Source organism: Alistipes sp. An31A, assembly GCF_002159425.1.
Taxonomy (GTDB): domain Bacteria; phylum Bacteroidota; class Bacteroidia; order Bacteroidales; family Rikenellaceae; genus Alistipes; species Alistipes excrementigallinarum.
The window spans coordinates 40,120-60,349 of record NZ_NFIO01000008.1; the positions used below are offsets into that span (position 1 = coordinate 40,120).

The following is a 20,230-nucleotide window of genomic DNA, read 5'->3' on the forward strand; positions in this document are numbered from 1 at the left end:
ATTCCTAACTTTGCACATCATGATTCGAGAATTTGAGCATATCGACCTGCGCGACCGCAACAGTTTCCACGTCGCGCAAACGGCTGCCCGTCTGGTTGAATTCGAGACGCCGGACGAGCTGCGCGAACTCTTCTCCGCCGGCGCGCCGCGTCAGTGGTACGTCCTCGGCGGCGGCAACAACATACTCTTCACGCGTGACTACGAGGGGGTGCTCTTCTGCCCTGTGGGCGAGGGCATCACGACGCTCGGCGAGCAGGGCGGCACGGTCCGGCTGCGCGTCGAGGCGGGCGTCGAGTGGGACGCGCTGGTGGCCTGGAGCGTCGAGCGGGGGCTCTGGGGCCTGGAGAACCTCTCGCTCATTCCCGGCAAGGCGGGGGCCGCGCCGGTGCAGAACATCGGGGCCTACGGCTGCGAGGTGAAGGATGCGCTCGAGAGCGTCGAGATGTTCTGCGTCGAGACGGGCAACATGCTGGTGATGGATGCCGCGCACTGCGGCTTCGGCTACCGCGAGAGCCTCTTCAAGCATGCGCTGCGCGGCAAGGTCATCATCACGGCCATCACGCTGCGCCTGAGCCGCACGCCGCGTCCGCGGCTCGAATACGGCGACCTGCAGCGTGAGGTCGAGGCGCTGGGCGGACCCACGCTCGAGCACATCCGCGAGGCGGTCTGCACCATCCGCCGCTCGAAGCTCCCCGACCCGGCCGTGACGGGCAACGCCGGCAGCTTCTTCAAGAACCCCGTCGTGGAGAAGCCCGTGGCCGAACGGCTGCGCGAGAGCTATCCCGACATGCCGCTCTACCCCGCCGCCGACCCGACGAAGGTGAAGCTGGCGGCCGGCTGGCTCATCGACCGCACCGGGCTGAAGGGGTACCACGAGGGGCGCGTCGGCGTGCACGACCGCCAGGCGCTGGTGCTCGTCAATCTGGGCGGCGCCACGGGCGGCGAGGTGCTCGCCTTCGCCCGCAAGGTGCAGGCCAAGGTCCACGAGAAGTTCGGCGTGGCCATCGACACCGAGGTGAACATCCTCTGAGCAAGACACCGGGCGGGGCCGCCCCGGCGGCCCGCCCCACTACCGAATCCCGACGCGGCGCCGAGGCTCCGCGCCACACACCTGCAACCGAACCCTTTTGCCTATGGCACATCTTCTGGACTCCTTTCAACGCTACATCGCCGAAAACGAACTGCTTCCCCCGGGCGGACGCGTGCTGCTGACCGTCTCGGGCGGCGTGGATTCGATGGTCATGCTCACGCTCTTCATCCGCAGCGGCTACGAGGTGGGGGTCGCCCACTGCAACTTCCAGCTGCGCGGCACCGAAAGCGACGAGGATGAGGTGCTCGTAGCGCAGCAGGCCGCCCGCTACGGCGTTCCCTGCTACAACCGCCGCTTCGACACGGCCGCCGAGATGGAGCGTACGGGCGAATCGATGGAGATGGCGGCCCGCCGCCTGCGCTACGCCTGGTTCGACGAGCTGAGCCGTCAGTACAACTATCCGGCCATCGCCGTGGCGCACCATGCCGACGACTCGATTGAGACCTTCTTCATCAACCTGCTGCGCGGTACGGGGCTGCGCGGGCTGACGGGCATCTCGACCCAAATCGGCCGCGTCATCCGCCCGCTGCTCTTCGCCTCGCGCAAGGAGATTCTCGAGTTCGCCGTAGCGGAGCACATCCCCTTCCGCGAGGATTCGTCGAACCGCTCGACCAAATACCTGCGCAACAAAATCCGGCTGGGGCTCATCCCCCGCATCCGGGAAATCAACCCCAAGTTCACGAGCCTGATGCGGAGCAACATCGCCCGTCTGACCGACGCGCAGCTCTTCATCAACCACGGCATCGAGCGCATCCGCGCCGTGGCGGTCACCTCGGCCGACGGGCTCGACACGATTCATCTCGACCGCATCGACCCGGCCTTCCCGCGCAACTTCGTGGTCTACGAGCTGCTCAGCTCGGCCTACGGCTTCAAGGGCGACGTCATCGACTCGCTCTGCCACGCCCTGGACCACGGGACGACGGGGCGCCGCTTCTACTCGCGCGAATACGTCGCCTGCACCGACCGCGGCAACATCGTCGTGGGGCCCATCCCGGCCGGCGACGACTGCATGACCACCGTCGAGCGGGGGGCGCCGCGCAGCTACTGCGGCAATTCGGTGCTCTACTTCGAATACTGCGACATCGACACCATCGAGAACTTCGGCGTGCCGGAGCACATTGCCCAGGTCGACGTCGACAAGCTCCGCTTCCCGCTCACGCTGCGCCGCTGGCGTGAGGGCGACTGGTTCATCCCCTTCGGCATGACCGGCCGCAAGAAGCTGAGCGACTTCCTGAAGGACGCCAAGGTCTCAGTGGCCGAGAAGGGGCGGCAGTTCGTGCTGCTCTCGGGCGACGATATCGTCTGGGTGGTGGGGCGCCGCATCGACGACCGCTACCGCCTCACGCGCGAGACGGAGAACGTGCTGCGCATTACCAAGGAAATTGTCTGAACATGGCCAAGGGTGCTATCAAATTCCGCGACTCGGCCGCCGAGTTCGAACGGCTGACGGCCCAGGTGGCCGCCCGCCGCTTCGCCCCCGTATACCTGCTCATGGGCGAGGAGAGCTACTTCATCGACGCGCTGTGCGAGCAGCTCGCAACGACGATTCTCGACGAGGCCCAGCGCTCGTTCAACCAGATTACGGTCTACGGCCGCGACATCGATGCGGGGCAGGTGGTGACGCTCTGCCGCCAGATGCCGATGATGGGGGCCTGCGAGGTGGTCATCGTCCGCGAGGCGCAGCAGCTCCGCGGGCTCGACAAGCTGGCGCTCTACACGCAGAAGCCCTCGCCGACGACCGTTCTGGTCATCTGCCACAAGGAGAAGAGCGTCGACAAGCGCTCGGCCCTCTACAAGAGCTGCGCGGCCAACGGCGCGGTGCTCGAATCGGTCCGCCCGCGCGACTACGAAATCGGGCCGTGGCTCCAGCAGTTCATCGCCGCACGGGGGCTCGCCATCGACCCCAAGGCGCTCTCGATGCTGACCGACCATCTGGGCACCGACATCACGAAAATCGCCAACGAGCTGCACAAGCTGGTGGTCTCGCTGCCCGAGGGAACGCGCCGCATCACCGACGCCGACATCGAGGCCAACATCGGCATCTCGAAGGAGTTCAACAACTTCGAGCTCTGCAAGGCGGTCGCCTCGCGCGACATGGCCCGGGCGCTGATGATTGCCGACAACTTCGCCCGCAACCCCAAGGAGCACCCGCTGCTGCTGACCGTCATGGCACTCTTCGGGCAGTTCCGTGACTACTTCACGGTCAACTACCTGCGCTGGCTCAGCCGACGCCGCGGGCAGCCCTTCCCGTCGGATGCGGAGCTGATGCGGACGCTGCGCAAGAGCAACGTCTACGCCGTGAACGAAATCAAGCAGTTCTCCGCCGCGTGGGACAACCGCAAGGTCTTCCGCATCCTGGGGCTGCTGCGCGAATACGACGCCAAGAGCAAGGGCATCAACACGGGCGGCGCGCCGGACGGCGAACTGCTGCGCGAACTGCTGCTCAAAATCTTCCTGCTGTGACCGACGTATACCTCTACCAGACCATCCACCTGCTCGACGGCTTCTGCCGCAACCTCGCGGAGCATCTGGCCCTGCTCGACGGCTGGGCGCGGAGCCTCTTCGGCTTCAGTGTGCCGCTCGACGAGGAGCAGGCCCGGCGGATGCTCCGCGAGGAGGCCCGGCGCAACGCCCCCGTGGGGTGCGACCGCTCGCTCTTCGTCCGTCTGGCGGTGGACGACAGCGGCGAGGTCGACTGTTCATTCCACGGCATCTCGCTCTACCGCGGCTACGCCCACCGCAGCATCACGCCCGACGCCGTGACGCTGCGCTATGCACTCCCCTTCGGCGAGGGGCCCACCTCGGCCCGCGAGGCGGCCGCGGCGCTGGCCCGACAGCAGGCGCAGGCGGCCGGCGCGCAGGTGGCCGTGCGCTGCGACGAGGCCGACCGGGCGCTCACGGCCGACGATGCGCCGCTCTTCGCCCTGCGCGGCCATACGCTCGTCACGGCACCCGCGCCGCAGAGCGTCGAGCGGCAGACGGCACTCGATGCCGCCCGGAGGGCGGGCTTCGAGGTGGTAGAGGAGCCGCTGCCGCGCCGCATGCTGCCGATGTTCGACGAGCTCTTCTACGTCGACTGGCGCGGCGTGACCTCGCTTGCCCACTGCGACGGAGAGCCCTTCATGACGCTCCTGTCCGAACGCATCGCCGAGGCGATGGAGGCCCGCTATCCCATGTAGTCCGGCGACCCGCCGGCACATCTGCACCCGCCGTCCCGGGCGGACATCTTCCCGGTTCGGGAGAAGCTCTCCGCAGTCCCCGGGCCATCCCGGACCATCCCATCCCGGGCCGCCACATGCCGCCGTACGCCTGGCACGGCACCTTCATTTTTTCTGAAAAAAGTGGAAACCGAAGCGGCGCCGGCGACCCTACCTTTGCGGAAAACCAACCCTCCATGAATCGTTATCTGCTGCTCTACGCCCTGGTGCTGACGGGGCTCGTACTCCTGTTGTGGCCCCGCCAGCGGGCCGAAATCCGCCGCCTGACCCAGAATCAGAGTGCCCTGGCGAGCCAGGTGAGCCACTACCGCACGCGGCTCGACGAGGAGGCCGCCTCGGCCCAGGTGCTGCGGCTGCGCGCCGCCGAATTCGAGGAGCTGCGCGCCGCCGATGCCGAGCGCATCCGCCAGATGGGCATCCGCATCCGCCGCCTCGAGGCCGCCTCGAAGAGCGTCACCGCAACGCGGCTGGAGCTCCACGCCCCGCTGCGCGAGACGGTGCGCGTCGCCCTGCGCGACACGCTCGTCGTGCGCGACACCGTGCGCCTCTTCCGCTGGCGCGACGCCTGGGTGACGGTCGAGGGGATGCTCCGCGACGACTCGGTCGCCTGCCGCGTCGAGAGCGTCGACACGCTGCGGCAGGTCGTCCACCGCATCCCCCGCCGCTTCCTCTTCATCCGCTGGGGTACGAAGGCGCTGCGGCAGGAGATTGTCTCGTCGAACCCCCACACGCGGATTGTCTACACCGAGCAGGTCCGCATCGAGCGCTGAGGAACTGCCGTCCGAAACCCCAAGCCCAAGCCCAAGCCCAAGCCCAAGCCAAGCCCGACTCCGCCGTCTTGCCACGGCAGCCGAAGTCCCGGGTCGCCCGCCGTGCCGCCTCTTCCACGCCGGAGGCCGGACGCGGCACCCGCCCCGCACGCCGCCCCACACTGGCCCGGCCTTCCCGGAGACATGCCCGGGAACCGACACCCGGGAGCCTCCTTCCGGGGTTGCAATTCCATACACGAGCCCCATGCCGCCCCGCACGCAGCCCGCCCCCCTTTGCTCCCGAAGCGCGAACTTCGCGGAAAAAGGGCCGGCGGGCATTGCGCTTTCCATATTGTTGTGTATATTTGCGGAATATGGAACGGACAGCGATTTTCCCGGGGTCCTTCGACCCCTTCACCCGCGGCCATGCGGCGCTGGTCGAGACGGCCCTCAACCTCTTCGACCGCATCGTCATCGGCATCGGGAACAACACGGCCAAGCAGGGGCTGCTCAAGGTCGAGAACCGCAAGCGCCTCATCGACGACATCTACCGCGGCAACGACCGCGTCGAGGCACGCATCTACACCGGACTGACGGGCGAATTTGCCGAACAGGTGGGCGCCTGCGCCATCATCCGCGGCGTCCGCAACACGACCGACTTCGAGTACGAGCGGACGATGGAGGCGACCAACCACCGCATCTACCCCGCGCTGACGACCGTGATGCTCTTCACGCCGGCCCCCGTGGCCGACATCGCCTCGTCGACCGTGCGCGAGGTGCTCTCGTTCGGCCGCTCGGTCGAGGAGTTCCTCCCCGAAGGAATCGACATCGCCGACTACCTCTGAGCACCGCGGTGCGGCCCGGGCAACCGGCCGCGCCCCGCAACACCGGCCCCGGAGGCGCACCCGGCGCACAGGAGGCGCCGCAAACCGCACAAAGCACAAAACAGCAAAACCAATAAACCGAAATAGACTATGATGGAATTTACCGCCGAAATGATTGCCGGCTTCCTCGGAGGCGACATCGTGGGCGACAAGCAGGCCACCGTGCACACCGTCTCATCGATTGAGGAGGGCAAGGCCGGTTCGCTCGCCTACCTGACCAACCCCAAATACGAGCCCTTCCTCTACACGACCCAGGCCAGCATCGTGCTGGTGAACCGCTCGTTCACCCCCTCGCAGCCCGTCGCCGCCACGCTCATCCGCGTCGACGACGCCGGAGCCTGTGTGCTGAAGCTGCTCGAGATGTACAACGCCGCCAAGCCCCGCAAGGAGGGCATCAGCCGCCTGGCCTCCATCGCCGAGAGCGCACGCGTGGGCGAGAAGTGCTACATCGGCGACTTCACGGTCGTCGAGCGCGGCGTGGAAATCGGCGCCGGCTGCCAGATTTACCCCCAGGTCTACCTGGGCGACGGCGTCCGCATCGGCGAGGGGACGATTCTCTACCCGGGCGTCAAAATCTACGAGGGGTGCGTCGTGGGACGCAACTGCATCCTCCACGCCGGTGCCGTCATCGGCGCCGACGGCTTCGGCTTCATGCCCAACGCCGAGGGGGGCTTCGACAAGATTCCGCAGCTGGGCAACGTCATCATCGAGGACAACGTCGAGATTGGTGCCAACACCTGCATCGACCGCGCCAAGACCGACTCGACCATCATCCGCCGCGGCGTGAAGCTCGACAACCTGATTCAAATCGGCCACAACGTCCAAATCGGCGAGAACACCGTATCGTCGGCCCAGACCGGCATCGCCGGCACCTCGAAGGTGGGCAGCAACTGCTTCCTGGCCGGGCAGGTGGGCATCGCCGACCACGTCACCATCGGCAACAACGTCAAGGTGGGTTCGAAGAGCGGTCTGGACAAGAACGTGCCCGACAACGAAATCCGCTTCGGCTACCCGGCCCTTCCGGGCATGCAGTACCACCGTGCGGCCAACATCTTCAAGCGTCTGCCCGAGCTCGACAGCCGGGTCCGCACGCTCGAAAAGGAGCTCGCCGCGCTCACCCGAAAGGAGGAGTAGCCATGCAACGCATGCTCTGCTTGCTGCTGGCGGCCGCGGCACTCTGCGGCTGCGCCGACGGGGAGCGCTACCGGCTCAGCGGCTCGGTGGAGGGGGCCGAAGGGGTGCTCCTGCTGACGAACCTCTGCACGTCGGAGGTCGATTCGGCCCGCGTCGACCCGAAGGGGCGCTTCCGCTTCGAGGGGCGGCTGAGCGAGGCGGCCCCGGCGCTGCTCCGCTCCGCCGACGGACGGTTCGCCACGCGGCTCTTCCTCGAGCCGGGCTCGATTGAGCTGAGCGGCCGGGCCTCGGAACCGATGGGCATCCGCCCCGCGGGGACACCGGCCAACGAGGCGCTCGGTCGTCTGCGCGACAGCGTCACGCTCATCTCGCACCTCGCCTTCGAACGGCAGGATTCGGCCTACCGGGCCCTCGAACGGCGCTGCATGGAGGCCAACCGCGACAACCTGCTGGGGGCTACGCTCCTGAGCTACAACATCGCCGAGGAGCTCTCGCCGCGCGAAGTGCTCGCCTGCATCGACCGCTTCCCCGCCCGGATGCAGCAGCACCGGCTGCTCGCCGAGCTGAAGCAGCGGGCGCTCCAGGCGCTGAAGAGCGAGCCGGGCGAGCCCTACACCGAAATCGTGCAGCCGGCGCCCGACGGCACGCCGCTCAGCTTGCGGGAAACGGTCCAAAAGCCCTCGAACCGCTACGTGCTGGTCGAGTTCTGGGCCTCGTGGTGCGGCCCCTGCATGAAGGAGGTCCCCTATCTGAAGCAGGCCTACGAGCGCTACCGCCCGCTGGGGCTCGAAATCTACGCCGTCTCGTTCGACCGCGACCGCGACGCCTGGCTCGGGGCCATCCGGCAGCATGACCTGCGGTGGCTCCAGGTGAGCGAACTGAAACACTTCGACAACTCGGCGGCGCACGACTACGCCATCCGGAGCATCCCGTCGAACCTGCTCATCGATACGCAGAGCGGCACAATCGTCGACAGGAACCTGCGCGGCGAGCGGCTCGGGCGGCGGCTCGAGGAGCTCATGGGGCAGCACTGACCCCGGCTCCGCCCAAACACGAACCAAGAAAAAACAACACGAAAAACGCCATGAAAAAAACACTCATCTTCGCAGCCGCACTGCTTGCATGCGCCTGCTCCACGGACAAATACACCATCCAGGGCAACATCGAGGGGGCCGAGGGCTACCTCTACTTGAGCAACGGCGAGACGGTGGTCGACTCGACGGCCGTCAAGGAGGGGGCCTTCCGCTTCGAGGGCAAGGCCACGACGCCCCAGGCGCTCTATCTGACCGACAACCGCGACCTGGCGCAGGCCACCTTCCTCGCACCGCTCTTCATCGAGCCGGGTGACATCCGCCTGGGCGGCACGCCCGAGGCGCCCTTCTTCACGGGCACCCCGGCCAACGACGGCTACGCCACCTACACGGGCCGCCAGCGCGCGCTGCTCGACGAGTACCGCAACCCCGCCACGGCCGAAGAGCGCCGCGCAGCCATCGAGCAGGAGTACGACGCCCTGAACCGCGAGTGCTTCGCCGCCAACGGCGACAACCTCTTCGGCGCGGTGCTGCTCAACGACATGCAGTACGACCTGACGGGGGCCGAGCTGCTCGAGAAAATCGCCGCCTTCCCCCAGCCGCTGCAGCAGGCCGAGATGCTCGTCAAGCTGCACGAGCTGGCGCTCAAGAAGTCGAAGACCGACCCCGGACAGCCCTACATCAACATCATCCAGTGCAACCCCGAGCGCGAAATCGTCTCGCTCTCGTCGGTGCTCGAGCGTCCCGAGGTCAGCTACGTACTGGTCGACTTCTGGGCCTCGTGGTGCGGTCCCTGCATGGGTGAGGTGCCCTATCTGAAGCAGGCCTATGCCGCCTACCACGACCGCGGATTCGAAATCTACGGCGTCTCGTTCGACAACAACGAGCAGAAGTGGCTCGACGCCATCCGCGACAACGGGATGAACTGGGTACACGTGAGCGACCTCAACGGCTTCGACAACCCCGCCGCACGCGACTACGCCGTGCAGGGCATCCCCTCGAACTTCCTGCTCGACAAGAAGGGCACCATCCTTGCCACCAACCTGCGCGGCGAGGCGCTGGCCGAGAAGCTGGCCGAGCTGTTCGACGGGCCGGCAGCAGCCGCCTCCGAAGCCCCGGCCGAGGCAAAGGGCGAATGACGATGCCGCCGGTCGGGAAATACCGCATCATGGGCATCGACCCGGGAACCAACTACACGGGCTACGGCATCCTCGAGGTCGAGGGGCGGCAGCTGCGTTCGGTGGTGCTGGGCGCCATCGACCTGCACCGGATGGAGGACCCCTACGTCAAGCTGCGCTACATCTTCGAGCGCGTGGGGGCGCTGGCCGACGAGTACGCCCCGCGCGAGGTGGCGCTCGAGTCGCCCTTCTTCGGCGAGAACGTGCAGTCGATGCTCAAGCTGGGACGGGCCCAGGGGGTGGCGATGGCCGCCGCGCTGAGCCGCGGGCTGCAGGTCTTCGAGTATGCCCCCTCGCGCATCAAGCAGAGCATCACGGGGCTCGGCTCGGCCACCAAGGAGCAGGTCGCAGCCATCGTGCAGCGCACGCTCCGGCTCGACACCATCCCCAGCCGGCTCGACGCCACCGACGGCATGGCCGTCGCCCTGTGCCACTACTTCGCCTCGGCCAGTCCGCTGCTGGCAGCCATGGGTGACGAGCGGGTCAAGGGGCTCGGCGGCGGCAAGAAGGCCGCCTCGCGGCGGGGCTCCGAGAGCTGGGAGCAGTTTCTGCGCGAACATCCCGAGCGCAAGGTAAAGTAGAGAACCAAGAACACAAAAAAACGATATCACGATGAAACAGACCCTTTTTGCACTCCTGGCCGCCGTGCTGCTGAGCAGCTGCGGAAGCTCCACCTGCACGCTCACGGGCAAGCTGGAGCTCACGCCGGGGGATTCGCTCTTCCTCGTGGCGGCCGACCGCGACCGCACGGAGCTGGGCTACGCCCTCGTGGAGCAGGACAGCAGCTTCACCATCCGCCATCGCGCGGCCGAGCCCGCCATAGCGATGCTGACCAACAAGTTCCGCGCGCCGATGCTCATGCTCTTCGTCGAGCCGGGCGACATCACCGTCACCCGCTCGCAGGCCGGCTACCGCGCCGAGGGAACCCCCTCGAACGACCGCTTCAACAGCTTCAACGAGCAGATGGCCGCCCTCCAGCAGGAGTTCTTCGCCCTGGGGCCCCAGCCCGACTCGGTGCAGACGGCCGCGCTGCAGCAGCGGCTCGACCGGCTGGTCAGCCAGAGCGTCGATGCCAACCTCGACAACCTGCTGGGCGTCTACCTCTTCACCAACGCCGAACTGCCGAAGCTGACGACGGCCGAGGGGCGCGAGCGCATGGCCCGCTTCTCGGAGGCGATGCAGGCGCACCCCATGATGCAGGAGGCGCTCCGCGGCATCGAGGCGGCCGAGAATACCGAAATCGGCAAGCCCTACATGGAGCTCACGCTCCGCAACACGGCCGGCGAGCAGAGCTCGCTGTCGAGCCTCGTGGGTCCGGGCAAGTGGGTGCTCATCGACTTCTGGGCCACGTGGTGCCCGCCCTGCATTGCGGAGATTCCCCATCTGTCGGAGGCCTACGCCGCCTACCACGACCGCGGATTCGAAATCTACGGCGTCTCGCTCGACAACGACCAGGCACGCTGGAAGCACTACGTCTCGACGCACGACATGCCCTGGACCAATGTGATTGCCGTCGAGGGTGACAAGAGCAGCCCGGCGGCCGAGCAGTACGGCATCCGCACGATACCGACCAACTTCCTCCTCTCGCCCGAGGGGACAATCGTCGCCCGCGACCTGCGGGGCGAGGCGCTGGCCGAGAAGCTGGCCGAGGTCATCCGATAGCGCCCGCGTCGGCACATCGCTTCGGGAGGCGGCCCCACACGGGTGCCGCCTTCCTTTTATTATTATAGCGCCGACAGCAACCGGACAGGCAGTTCGCGGAACGGGCGAAGCGCCGGAGCCGCTCCACAGAGCGCGGGCCGCTCCGCAGAGCCGGCGGGCCCCCTTGCGGCCAGGGCGTCGAAGGGCGGGTCACACAAGGCGGCGATATGGCGCAGCAAAAGGGAGCCCGAAGAGGCATCGGGGCAAGTTCGAGGCGGTTTCGAGGCTGCTTCGAGACGGCCGGCCACGCAAAAAACCGCGAAAAGGCCAAACGACCCGCCTGCAGGGCAAAAAACCGGGAACCGGCCCGCTGCAACCGGAAACCAGCAGCTGAATATTGTAAATCAATACATTGCGCCGGAAGCACCTCGCCGGGACAAACGCCCGGGAAAAAGGTTTATTCAAAAATTTCAATATTTTTTCACCAAATATTTGCACAGAATAAAAATCCGCCTTATCTTTGCACTCGCAATAAAGGAAAGGCGCCGTAGCTTAATTGAATAGAGCATCTGACTACGGATCAGAAGGTTACAGGTTTGAGTCCTGTCGGCGTCACAAGGAAGGGGAGCTCATGAAAAGTTTCCCTTCTTGTATTCAGGGGGTGGTCACCACGGTTTCGTGGTGACCTTTTTTTTATTTATTGTATCCCATCGAGCCGGGCAACGGCACGGAGCGAATGCGGCGCAACGAGAAGCAAGAGCGGCGCCGCGGCGGGAAACCGCCCATGAAGAGCCGCACGCCCCGTCGCATCCGTCGGGCGCCTTTAACGAATAAGGCCGGAGCTCCTGCTATTTTTAAACAATTCGGGGTCTATTTTTAATAATTTGTCATCGGACGTTGCCATTTTGCAAAAAATTGCTAATTTTGTAGCATCTGGCTAAAAACTCAACCTATGACACATCGCGAACTACTACTCGGAGACGAAGCTCTCGCGCTGGGAGCCCTCCACGCGGGTCTGTCGGGCGTCTACGCCTACCCGGGTACCCCCTCGACCGAAATCACCGAATACATCCAGGGCAGCGCCCTCGCCAAGGAGCGGGGCGTCCACTGCCTCTGGTCGACCAACGAAAAGACCGCCATGGAGGAGGCCCTCGGCATGTCGTTCGCCGGCAAGCGGGCGCTGGTCTGCATGAAGCACGTGGGCATGAACGTGGCGGCCGACGCCTTCGTCAACTCCGGCATGACGGGCGCCAACGGCGGCCTGGTGGTCGTGGCGGCAGACGACCCCTCGATGCACTCCTCGCAGAACGAGCAGGACTCGCGCTTCTACGGCAAGTTCTCGTTCATCCCCGTCTTCGAGCCCTCGTCGCAGCAGGAGGCCTACGAGATGGTGCAGGAGGCCTTCGAATTCTCGGAGCGCCACGGCATTCCCGTACTGATGCGCCTGACCACCCGCATGGCCCACTCGCGCGCCGTGGTCGAGGTGAGGGAGCCCAAGGCCCAGAACGAACTGCACTACCCCGCCCAGACGCGGCAGTGGGTGCTCATGCCGGGCAACTCGCGCAACCGCTACAAGAAGCTCCTCGAGGAGTATGCGGCCTGTGAGCGCGAAGCCGTCGAGAGCCGCTTCAACCCCTGCACCGAGGGGAGTGACACCTCGATGGGCATCATTGCCTGCGGCATCGGCTACAACTACCTGATGGAGAACTATCCCGACGGATGCCCCTATCCGGTGCTCAAGATTTCGCAATACCCCGTGCCCGCGGAGCAAATCCGCCGCATGGCCGAGAAGTGCCGCTCGCTGCTGGTCATCGAGGAGGGTCAGCCGCTGGTCGAGGAGTCGCTGCGCGGCATCCTGCCCGCACCGCTGCCCATCCGCGGCCGCATGACGGGCGAACTGCCCCGCACGGGCGAGCTGACGCCCGACTGCGTGCGCGCGGCGCTCGGACTGCCCCCGCTGGAGGCCCACGCCGCCAGTGAGATTGTCGTTCCGCGTCCGCCCGCCCTCTGCCAGGGCTGCGGCCACCGCGACATGTACACGGCACTCAAGGAGGTGGTCGAGGAGTTCGACCATGCCAAGGTCTTCAGCGACATCGGCTGCTACACGCTCGGCTGGCTCGCCCCGTTCCACGCCATCGACACCTGCGTCGACATGGGCGCCTCGATTACGATGGCCAAGGGTGCCGCCGACGCCGGACAGCACCCCTCCATCGCCGTCATCGGCGACTCGACCTTCACCCACTCGGGCATGACGGGTCTGCTCGACGCCGTGAACGAGAAGAGCCCCATCACCATCATCATCTCCGACAACCTCACCACCGGCATGACGGGCGGTCAGGATTCGGCCGGCACGGGACGCCTCGAGCAGATTTGCGCCGGCATCGGCGTCGAGCCCGAGCACATCCGCGTGGTGGTGCCCCTGCCGCGCAACCGCGAGGAGATGAAACGCATCATCCGCGAGGAGATTGCCTACCCCGGCGTGTCGGTCATCATCCCGCGCCGCGAGTGCATCCAGACGGCCAAACGTCACAACGCCAAGAAATAAACCGCATCCGGAGAGGCGCGCACCGGACGGCAACTCCATCCGGTGCGGCTCCCCGGAACAAAACGAAGAGCATCCCATGAAAAAAGACATCATACTTTCGGGCGTCGGCGGACAGGGCATCCTCTCCATCGCCGCTATCATCGGCAAGGCGGCCCTCAACGAAGGGCTCCGCATCAAGCAGGCCGAAGTTCACGGCATGAGCCAGCGCGGCGGCGACGTGCAGTCGAATCTGCGCATCAGCTCCGAGCCCATCGCCTCGGACCTCATTCCGCAGGGAGGGGCCGACATCATCATCTCGCTCGAGCCGATGGAGGCGCTACGCTACCTGCCCTGGCTCTCGGCCGACGGCTGGGTCATCACCAACACCACCCCCTTCGTCAACATCCCGAACTACCCCGAGAACGAGGCGCTGGAGGGTGAACTGAAGCGTCTGCCCCACGTCGTGGCACTCGACGTCGACGCACTGGCCCGCCAGGCGGCTTCGCCCCGTGCGGCCAACATCGTGCTGCTGGGCGCCGCCGCACCGTTCCTCGGTCTGGAGGCCGAGAAGCTCGAGCAGGGCATCCGCGACATCTTCGCACGCAAGGGCGACGCGGTGGTCGAGACGAACCTCGCCGCCTTCCGCGCCGGATACGAACACGCACTCAAAACGGCCCGGCGATGAACATCCCCTTTGAACACTCCGTGCTCGACTCCGCGCTGGAGCGCATGGACATCGCCGACATCGCCCAGGCGACCATCCGCCAGTCGGGCGACATCGCACGCCTGATGGAGCAGGCCACCGGAACGGAGTTCATCCACCTCGAGATGGGCGTACCGGGGCTGCCGCCCGAGAAGGTGGGCGTCGAGGCCGAATGCGAGGCGCTGCACCGCGGCGTGGCGTCACAGTATCCCAACATGTACGGCATCGAGCCGCTCAAGGAGGAGGCTTCGCGCTTCATCCGCGCCTTCCTGGACATCGAGGTGAGCCCCCGCGGCTGCATCCCCACCGTCGGTTCGATGCAGGGGAGCTTCACCCTCTTCCAGCTCTGCTCGCAGCTCGACCCCAAGCGGAACACGATTCTCTTCATCGACCCCGGATTCCCCGTGCAGCGCAGTCAGACGCGCATTCTGGGCATTCCGAGCGTCTCGTTCGACATCTACGACTACCGTGCCGAGAAGCTGGGGCCCAAGCTCGAGAGCTTCCTGCGCGAGGGCAACATCGCCGCCATCGTCTACTCGAACCCCAACAACCCGGCGTGGATTTGCCTCACGGAGGAGGAGCTGCGCACGGTGGGAGAGCTGGCTACGAAGTACGACGCCGTGGTCATCGAGGATTTGGCCTACCTCTGCATGGACTTCCGCAAGCCGCTGGGACACCCCTTCCAGGCGCCCTTCCAGGCGACGGTGGCCCGCTATACGAAGAACTACATCCTGATGCTCTCGGCTTCGAAAATCTTCAGCTACGCCGGCCAGCGCATCGCCATCGCGGCCATCTCGGACGGCCTCTTCCACCGCGAATACCCCGAGCTGCGCCGCCGCTACGGCATCACACGGCTGGGTGACGCCTACGTGCTGACGTTCCTCTACGCCGCCTCGTCCGGTACGAGCCACTCGGCGCAGCACGCCCTGGCGGCCATGTTCCGCGCGGCGGCCGACGGCCGGCTCAACTTCGTCGAGGAGACCTCGGAGTACGCCCGCCGCGCCCACCTGACCAAAGAGGCCTTCACGCGCCACGGCTTCCGCATCGTCTACGACCACGACCTGGGCGAACCGGTGAGCGACGGATTCTTCTACACCATCGGCTACGGCTCGATGTCGAGCGCCGAGCTGCTGAGCGAACTGCTGCTCTACGGTGTCTGCGCCATCTCGCTCACCTCGACGGGCAGCCAGCAGCCGGGCATCCGTGTCTGCATCTCGCAGATGAACCGACCCGACCAGTTCGAGGAGCTCGACCGGCGTCTGGCCCTCTTCGAGCGCGACCACCGATAAAAACGACCGCGCGGAGGCGGAACGGCCCCATCCCCCTCGGGCCCCCGCCTCCGCCGTCAACTTCTACACCCGTAACACACACAGCAAGAGAAAACCATCCGCATGAAATACACGACAGCCGCCGAGGCGGTGCGCCTCATCCAATCCCACAGCAGCGTCTACATCCAGGGGAGCACCTCGATTCCCGAAACGCTGGTCCGCGCCATGGCCGACCGCGCCGGGGAGCTCACCGACGTGAAGGTCTACTCGGCCTTCGCCGTGGGTGCCTTCGACGCCCCCTACTGCAAGCCCGAGAACCGGGAGAGCTTCCTGGTCAACAGCCTCTTCGTGGCCAACAACATCCGCCGCTGGCTCGCCGAGGGCTACGGACAGAGCATCCCCGCCTTCCTGGGCGAGATTCCCGCCATGTTCCGCGACGGAACGCTGCCGGTCGACGTGGCGCTGCTCAACCTCTCGCAGCCCAACGAGGAGGGCTACTGCTCGTTCGGAGTCTCGGCCGACCTGGCCGTCTCGGCCGCCGAGTGCGCCCACACGCTCATCGGCCAAATCAACAAGGCGATGCCCTTCTCCTACGGCGACGCCGTGATTCACATCTCGAAGCTGGCCGCCGCCGTCGAGGTCGACGACCCGCTGGTCGAGGTGCCGACGGCCGTGCCGAGCGATGCCGAGCGGCGCATCGGCAACTACATCGCCGAGATGATTCCCGACGGAGCGACGCTCCAAATTGGCGTGGGAGGCATCCCCAACGCCGTGCTGGCGGCGCTCAAGGGGCACAAGCACCTCGGACTGCACACCGAGGCGATGACCGACGGCGTGCTGCCGCTCATCGAAAGCGGCGTCATCGACAACTCGCAGAAGAGCGTCATGCCGGGCATCAGCGTGGCGTCGCTGGCGCTGGGTTCGCGGCGTCTGTACGACTACATGGACTACTGCAAGGAGCTGGTGATGAAGGATGTGGCCTGGACCAACGACCCCTTCCGCATCCGTCAGAACCCCAAGGTGATGGCCATCAACTCGGCCGTCGAGGTGGACCTCACCGGCCAGGTGTGCGCCGATTCGGTCGGCACGCGCATCATCTCGGGCGTCGGCGGGCAGCACGACTTCATGTACGGCGGCGCACTCTCCGAAGGGGGCAAGACCTTCATCGCCATTCCGTCGACCACCCCCAAGGGGGCCTCGAAAATCAAGGCGCTGCTCACGCCGGGCGCCGGTGTGGTCACCACGCGCCACATGGTGCAGAACATCGTCACCGAGTACGGCGTGGCGCAGCTGCGCGGCCGCAACCTTGCCGAGCGCGCCCGTGCGCTCATCGACATCGCCCACCCCTCGGTGCGCGAGGAGCTGGAGCGGGCGGCGGCCGAGCGTTACGGCTACTCGTTCCTGCGGCTGAAGCACTGAGCGGGACTGCGGAGCGTCCGGTGTGCACGGACGGGTTGAACGGCAGGAGGCTCCGCGCCCGCGCAAACCACGAAGGGAGGGAGCATCGCCCCATACGGGCCGATGCTCCCCCACTCTTTTTCCGGAGGGCTGCACGAGAAGAAGGAGAGGGAAGGCTGAATCGCTGAGGCCACCCCTCCGCCGACCCCCTCCGGCAAGGTCCGTTGCCGGAGGAAGCGCCGCCGACCGGCCTGCGGAGGAAGCCCGCCGGACGGAAAAGGGACGGCGGGAAGACCACCACGTAGGCTGAAAAAGAGGCAGTAGAAAAGTAGCCGGACGGGAAAGGGACGGAGGGAAGACCGACTGCCGGGAAAAGGGATGGAGGAAAGCCCGTCTGCCGGAAAAACTCAGCCGGTTTCGAAAATCGGAGCCGGATTCCTATCTTTGCACCGCACAACAGAGAACAAACAAGGGAGCCATGCGCTGGAAATACATCTTCTTCGACCTCGACGGCACGCTGACCGACCCCATGCTGGGCATCACCCGCTCGGTACAGTACGCCCTGCGCCACTTCGGCATCGAAGTGACCGACCTGAGCACACTCTGCCCCTTCATCGGGCCACCGCTCAAGGACTCCTTCCGCGAGTTCTACGGCATGGACGACGCCCGGGCCGAAGAGGCCATCGCCCTCACGCGCGAATACTTCGCCCCGAAGGGCATCTTCGAGAACGAGCTCTACGCCGGCATCACGGAGCTGCTGGAGGAGCTGCACGAAGGGGGCGCCCGCATCGCGATGGCCACTTCGAAGCCTTCGCCCTTCGCCCGACAGATTGCGGAGCACTTCGCCATCGACCGCTACTTCGACCTCATCGAGGGGAGCACGCTCGACGGCTCGCGCACGACCAAGAGCGAGGTGCTGCGTCTGGCCGTCGAGGGGCTGGGGGTTCAGGACCCCGCCCGGGCGGTGATGGTGGGCGACCGCCGCTTCGACATCGAGGGGGCCGCCTCGGTGGGCATCGAATCGATTGGGGTGCTCTACGGCTACGGCTCGCGCGAGGAGCTCGAGGCGGCAGGAGCCGGTCATATCGTCGCCGACGTCGGGGAGCTCAGCCGGCTGCTGACCGGTCACTGACCTGTGGAGCAGACTCCGGGACAAAACCGAGGGGGCCGTCCGATGATGTCGGAGGGCCCCCTCGCAGTTTTGAGGCGCACTACTCGAAGCGCAGCTCGCGCAGCAGCCAGTCGGCGCCGGCGTAGCGTTCGATGGTCCACATCACGAAGCGGATGTCGACGCAGACCGTGCGCGCCAGGTCGGGATGGTACCAGAAGTTGCCGGCCATCGATTCGCGGTTGCCGTCGAAGGCCAGACCGACGAGCCGTCCCCGGGCGTCGAGCACCGGGCTGCCCGAGCTGCCGCCCGTAATGTCGTTGTCCGTGAGGAAGTTGACCGTCAGCACCCCCTCTTCGCCCCACGCACCCCACGCGCCCGCCGAAAGCAGCCGCCGCAGGGTCGAATCGAGGCGGAAGCGCTCATCCCCCGGGTCGTACTTCTCGGCAAGGCCCGCCGCCGTGCTCCGCCACGAGAGCGACACCCCGTCCGAAGGGGCAAGCGAACGGACACGGCCGTAGCTCAGGCGCATCGTCGAGTTGGCATCGGGATACTGGAGCCGCCCCTCGGCGCGGCGGAAGGCATAGAGGGCCCGCGCGTAGCGCGCCTTGGCTTCGTGCAGGTCGCCCCCGGCGCGGCGTTCGGCCTCGCGTACCGCCCCCGTGAAGCGGGAAACCGAGACCGAGCCGACGAGTTCGACCAGCGCATCCCGGCGAATCTCAGCAAGGGAGCGTCCACCTGCGAAGAAGGCCTCGAAGCGCTGGGCGTCGGAGCAGACCGAACGGTCGAAGGCCTCGGCCGCCATGCGTGCGGCGTCGCCCCCCGCCGCATCGAAGCGTGCCGCCATCGCCTCGCCCCACAGCGCGCGGGGGATGCTGTCGGTGAAGCGTTCGGTCATGGCGCTCAGCAGCGCACGGTCGGTTGCGGCGTCGTATCCGCCCTGCAGCGGCGCGGCGATGCGGTGCAGGCTCTGCAGCTCGGCATCCCCCGCACGAAGCGAGTCGCGCCCCTGCCGCTCCAGACGCCCCGCGAGGGCCGCCAGACGGTTGGCCACGAGCCACGCGCGGCTGGCTCCGAACCACGACTCGCGCATGTTGACCAGCTGCCGCTGCGCCGTGCGCCGCGCCGCATAGAGGCGCTGCAGTTCGGCGCAGACATCACCCCAGGCGGCCCTTCGCGCCGAGTCGCCACGGAGCCACGCCGCAAGGCGCCGCTCCTCCTCCGCGCGGCGTGCAACCACGTCGAAGCGCTGCAGGCAGCGGTTCTCCCACCGCGCCAGGTCGGTGAAGTTGCTCAGCGAGAAGTATTCGTCGGCATAGGCGCGCCGCACCTCCCCGCTGCGCTCCATCCGCCGGGCAAGGAGCTGCCGCCGAAGCTGCCGGTTGGCCACCACCACGGGGTTCTCCACCTGCTGCTTCTCGGCCACGGCATACGACGGGGCGTAGCGCTCCGTTCGGCCCGGGTAACCGAGCACCAGGGTGAAATCACCCTCCCGCACCCCGCGCCTCGAGAGCGTCAGCACGCGGCGGGGGTTGAGCGGCCGGTTGCGGGGCGAATAGTCGGCCGGACGGCCCGCCGAGTCGGCATAGACGCGGTAGAGAGCGAAGTCGCCCTTGTGCTGCGGCCAGCTCCAGTTGTCGGCATCGCCGCCGAAGGCCCCGACGGAGGCGGGCGGACAGCCCACCAGCCGCACGTCGCGGTAGACCTCGTAGAAGTGGAGCAGGTAGCGCTCGCCGCCCCAGAGCGACGTGCAGCGCACCTCCAGGGTGGAGTCGCCCCCGTAGAGGCGCTCCAGCTCGGCATAGAGCCTGCGCAGCGACATGGGACCCCAGCGCCCCTCGGCCTCCATCCGCGCGCGGAGCTGCCGCGCCTGCCGCGTCACGTCCAGCGTACGGCGCAGGAACCAGACGCTCCGCCCCTCGACGGGAAGCTCCTCCTCGGCCGTACGGGCCCAGAAGCCCGTGCGGAGCAGGTCACGCTCCGAGGTCGAGAGGGCGCAGATGTCGCCGTAGGCGACGTGGTGGTTGGTGATTACCAGTCCGCGGTCGGAGATGACGCTTCCGCTCCCCACACCGCCGTCGAAGGCGACCACGGCATCGGAGAGCGACGGGCGCCCTTCGTCGTAGAGCTCGCCCACGTCGAGCCGCAGCCCGGCCGAGTCGAGCCGTGCGGCGAGCCTTCCGTCCAGCGCGTGGACCATCCACATTCCTTCGTCGGCGCGGAGCGGGGCGGAGAGCCCCAGCAGCAGGCCGACGCATATAAACCATCGTTTCATTCGGTAGATTTCGTTTTCATTCGCCGGGG

Annotated in this window: 17 protein-coding genes and 1 tRNA gene; 17 read left to right on the top strand and 1 reads right to left on the bottom strand. The window is 66.7% G+C overall.

Translation table 11 applies throughout. The features are described 5' to 3' along the window. The first annotated feature begins 19 nt into the window (after positions 1-19). The 17 genes from murB (at position 20) to B5F90_RS08005 (ending at position 17,950) form a co-directional block, all read left to right on the top strand. Complete coding sequence (murB, locus tag B5F90_RS07925; RefSeq protein ID WP_204229540.1) at positions 20-1,030, top strand: UDP-N-acetylmuramate dehydrogenase; 1,011 nt, start codon at positions 20-22, stop codon at positions 1,028-1,030. A 103-nt stretch (positions 1,031-1,133) separates the two neighbouring features. Beyond that, on the top strand, positions 1,134-2,480 hold the full coding sequence (tilS, locus tag B5F90_RS07930) for a tRNA lysidine(34) synthetase TilS (protein ID WP_087362269.1): 1,347 nt from the start codon (positions 1,134-1,136) through the stop codon (positions 2,478-2,480). 2 nt (positions 2,481-2,482) lie between these two features. Next, positions 2,483-3,553, top strand: a complete 1,071-nt coding sequence (gene holA, locus B5F90_RS07935; RefSeq protein ID WP_087362270.1) for a DNA polymerase III subunit delta — start codon at positions 2,483-2,485, stop codon at positions 3,551-3,553. Continuing rightward, positions 3,550-4,269 carry an aminotransferase class IV gene (locus B5F90_RS07940; protein ID WP_087362271.1) on the top strand — a complete coding sequence of 240 codons (720 nt, stop codon included), beginning with the start codon at positions 3,550-3,552 and terminating at the stop codon, positions 4,267-4,269. Before holA ends, B5F90_RS07940 begins: the two co-directional genes overlap by 4 nt. A gap of 215 nt (positions 4,270-4,484) precedes the next feature. Further along, positions 4,485-5,078 (top strand): DUF6549 family protein, encoded by a 594-nt coding sequence (locus tag B5F90_RS07945; RefSeq protein WP_087362272.1) that lies wholly within the window; start codon positions 4,485-4,487, stop codon positions 5,076-5,078. A gap of 353 nt (positions 5,079-5,431) precedes the next feature. Continuing rightward, positions 5,432-5,902, top strand: a complete 471-nt coding sequence (gene coaD / locus B5F90_RS07950; RefSeq protein WP_087362273.1) for a pantetheine-phosphate adenylyltransferase — start codon at positions 5,432-5,434, stop codon at positions 5,900-5,902. A 129-nt stretch (positions 5,903-6,031) separates the two neighbouring features. Then, positions 6,032-7,075 (top strand): UDP-3-O-(3-hydroxymyristoyl)glucosamine N-acyltransferase, encoded by a 1,044-nt coding sequence (gene lpxD, locus B5F90_RS07955; protein ID WP_087362274.1) that lies wholly within the window; start codon positions 6,032-6,034, stop codon positions 7,073-7,075. Positions 7,076-7,077: 2 nt separating this feature from the next. Next, a complete protein-coding gene (locus B5F90_RS07960) occupies positions 7,078-8,109 on the top strand; it encodes a thioredoxin-like domain-containing protein (protein ID WP_087362275.1) in 1,032 nt (343 codons plus the stop codon). Between the two features lie 50 nt (positions 8,110-8,159). After that, positions 8,160-9,245, top strand: coding sequence for a TlpA disulfide reductase family protein (locus tag B5F90_RS07965; protein ID WP_087362276.1), 1,086 nt, complete (start codon positions 8,160-8,162; stop codon positions 9,243-9,245). Positions 9,246-9,274: 29 nt separating this feature from the next. Continuing rightward, on the top strand, positions 9,275-9,865 hold the full coding sequence (gene ruvC, locus B5F90_RS07970) for a crossover junction endodeoxyribonuclease RuvC (RefSeq protein WP_087362316.1): 591 nt from the start codon (positions 9,275-9,277) through the stop codon (positions 9,863-9,865). A gap of 31 nt (positions 9,866-9,896) precedes the next feature. Beyond that, on the top strand, positions 9,897-10,946 hold the full coding sequence (locus tag B5F90_RS07975; RefSeq protein WP_087362277.1) for a TlpA disulfide reductase family protein: 1,050 nt from the start codon (positions 9,897-9,899) through the stop codon (positions 10,944-10,946). A gap of 520 nt (positions 10,947-11,466) precedes the next feature. After that, a tRNA-Arg gene (locus B5F90_RS07980) sits at positions 11,467-11,540 on the top strand. A gap of 337 nt (positions 11,541-11,877) precedes the next feature. Continuing rightward, positions 11,878-13,470, top strand: a complete 1,593-nt coding sequence (locus B5F90_RS07985) for a thiamine pyrophosphate-dependent enzyme (protein ID WP_087362278.1) — start codon at positions 11,878-11,880, stop codon at positions 13,468-13,470. Positions 13,471-13,546: 76 nt separating this feature from the next. Beyond that, positions 13,547-14,134 carry an indolepyruvate oxidoreductase subunit beta gene (locus tag B5F90_RS07990; RefSeq protein WP_087362279.1) on the top strand — a complete coding sequence of 196 codons (588 nt, stop codon included), beginning with the start codon at positions 13,547-13,549 and terminating at the stop codon, positions 14,132-14,134. Continuing rightward, positions 14,131-15,441, top strand: a complete 1,311-nt coding sequence (locus B5F90_RS07995; protein WP_087362280.1) for a pyridoxal phosphate-dependent aminotransferase — start codon at positions 14,131-14,133, stop codon at positions 15,439-15,441. Before B5F90_RS07990 ends, B5F90_RS07995 begins: the two co-directional genes overlap by 4 nt. Positions 15,442-15,543: 102 nt before the next feature. After that, positions 15,544-16,839 (top strand): acetyl-CoA hydrolase/transferase C-terminal domain-containing protein, encoded by a 1,296-nt coding sequence (locus tag B5F90_RS08000; RefSeq protein ID WP_087362281.1) that lies wholly within the window; start codon positions 15,544-15,546, stop codon positions 16,837-16,839. A 457-nt stretch (positions 16,840-17,296) separates the two neighbouring features. Beyond that, the gene (locus B5F90_RS08005) at positions 17,297-17,950 is read left to right on the top strand and encodes an HAD family hydrolase (RefSeq protein WP_087362282.1); all 654 of its coding nucleotides are present in this window, start codon (positions 17,297-17,299) and stop codon (positions 17,948-17,950) included. Positions 17,951-18,029: 79 nt separating this feature from the next. Here the strand turns inward: B5F90_RS08005 and B5F90_RS08010 are convergent, their stop codons facing one another. Then, positions 18,030-20,201, bottom strand: a complete 2,172-nt coding sequence (locus tag B5F90_RS08010; RefSeq protein WP_087362317.1) for a S46 family peptidase — start codon at positions 20,199-20,201, stop codon at positions 18,030-18,032. Positions 20,202-20,230 lie beyond the last annotated feature (29 nt).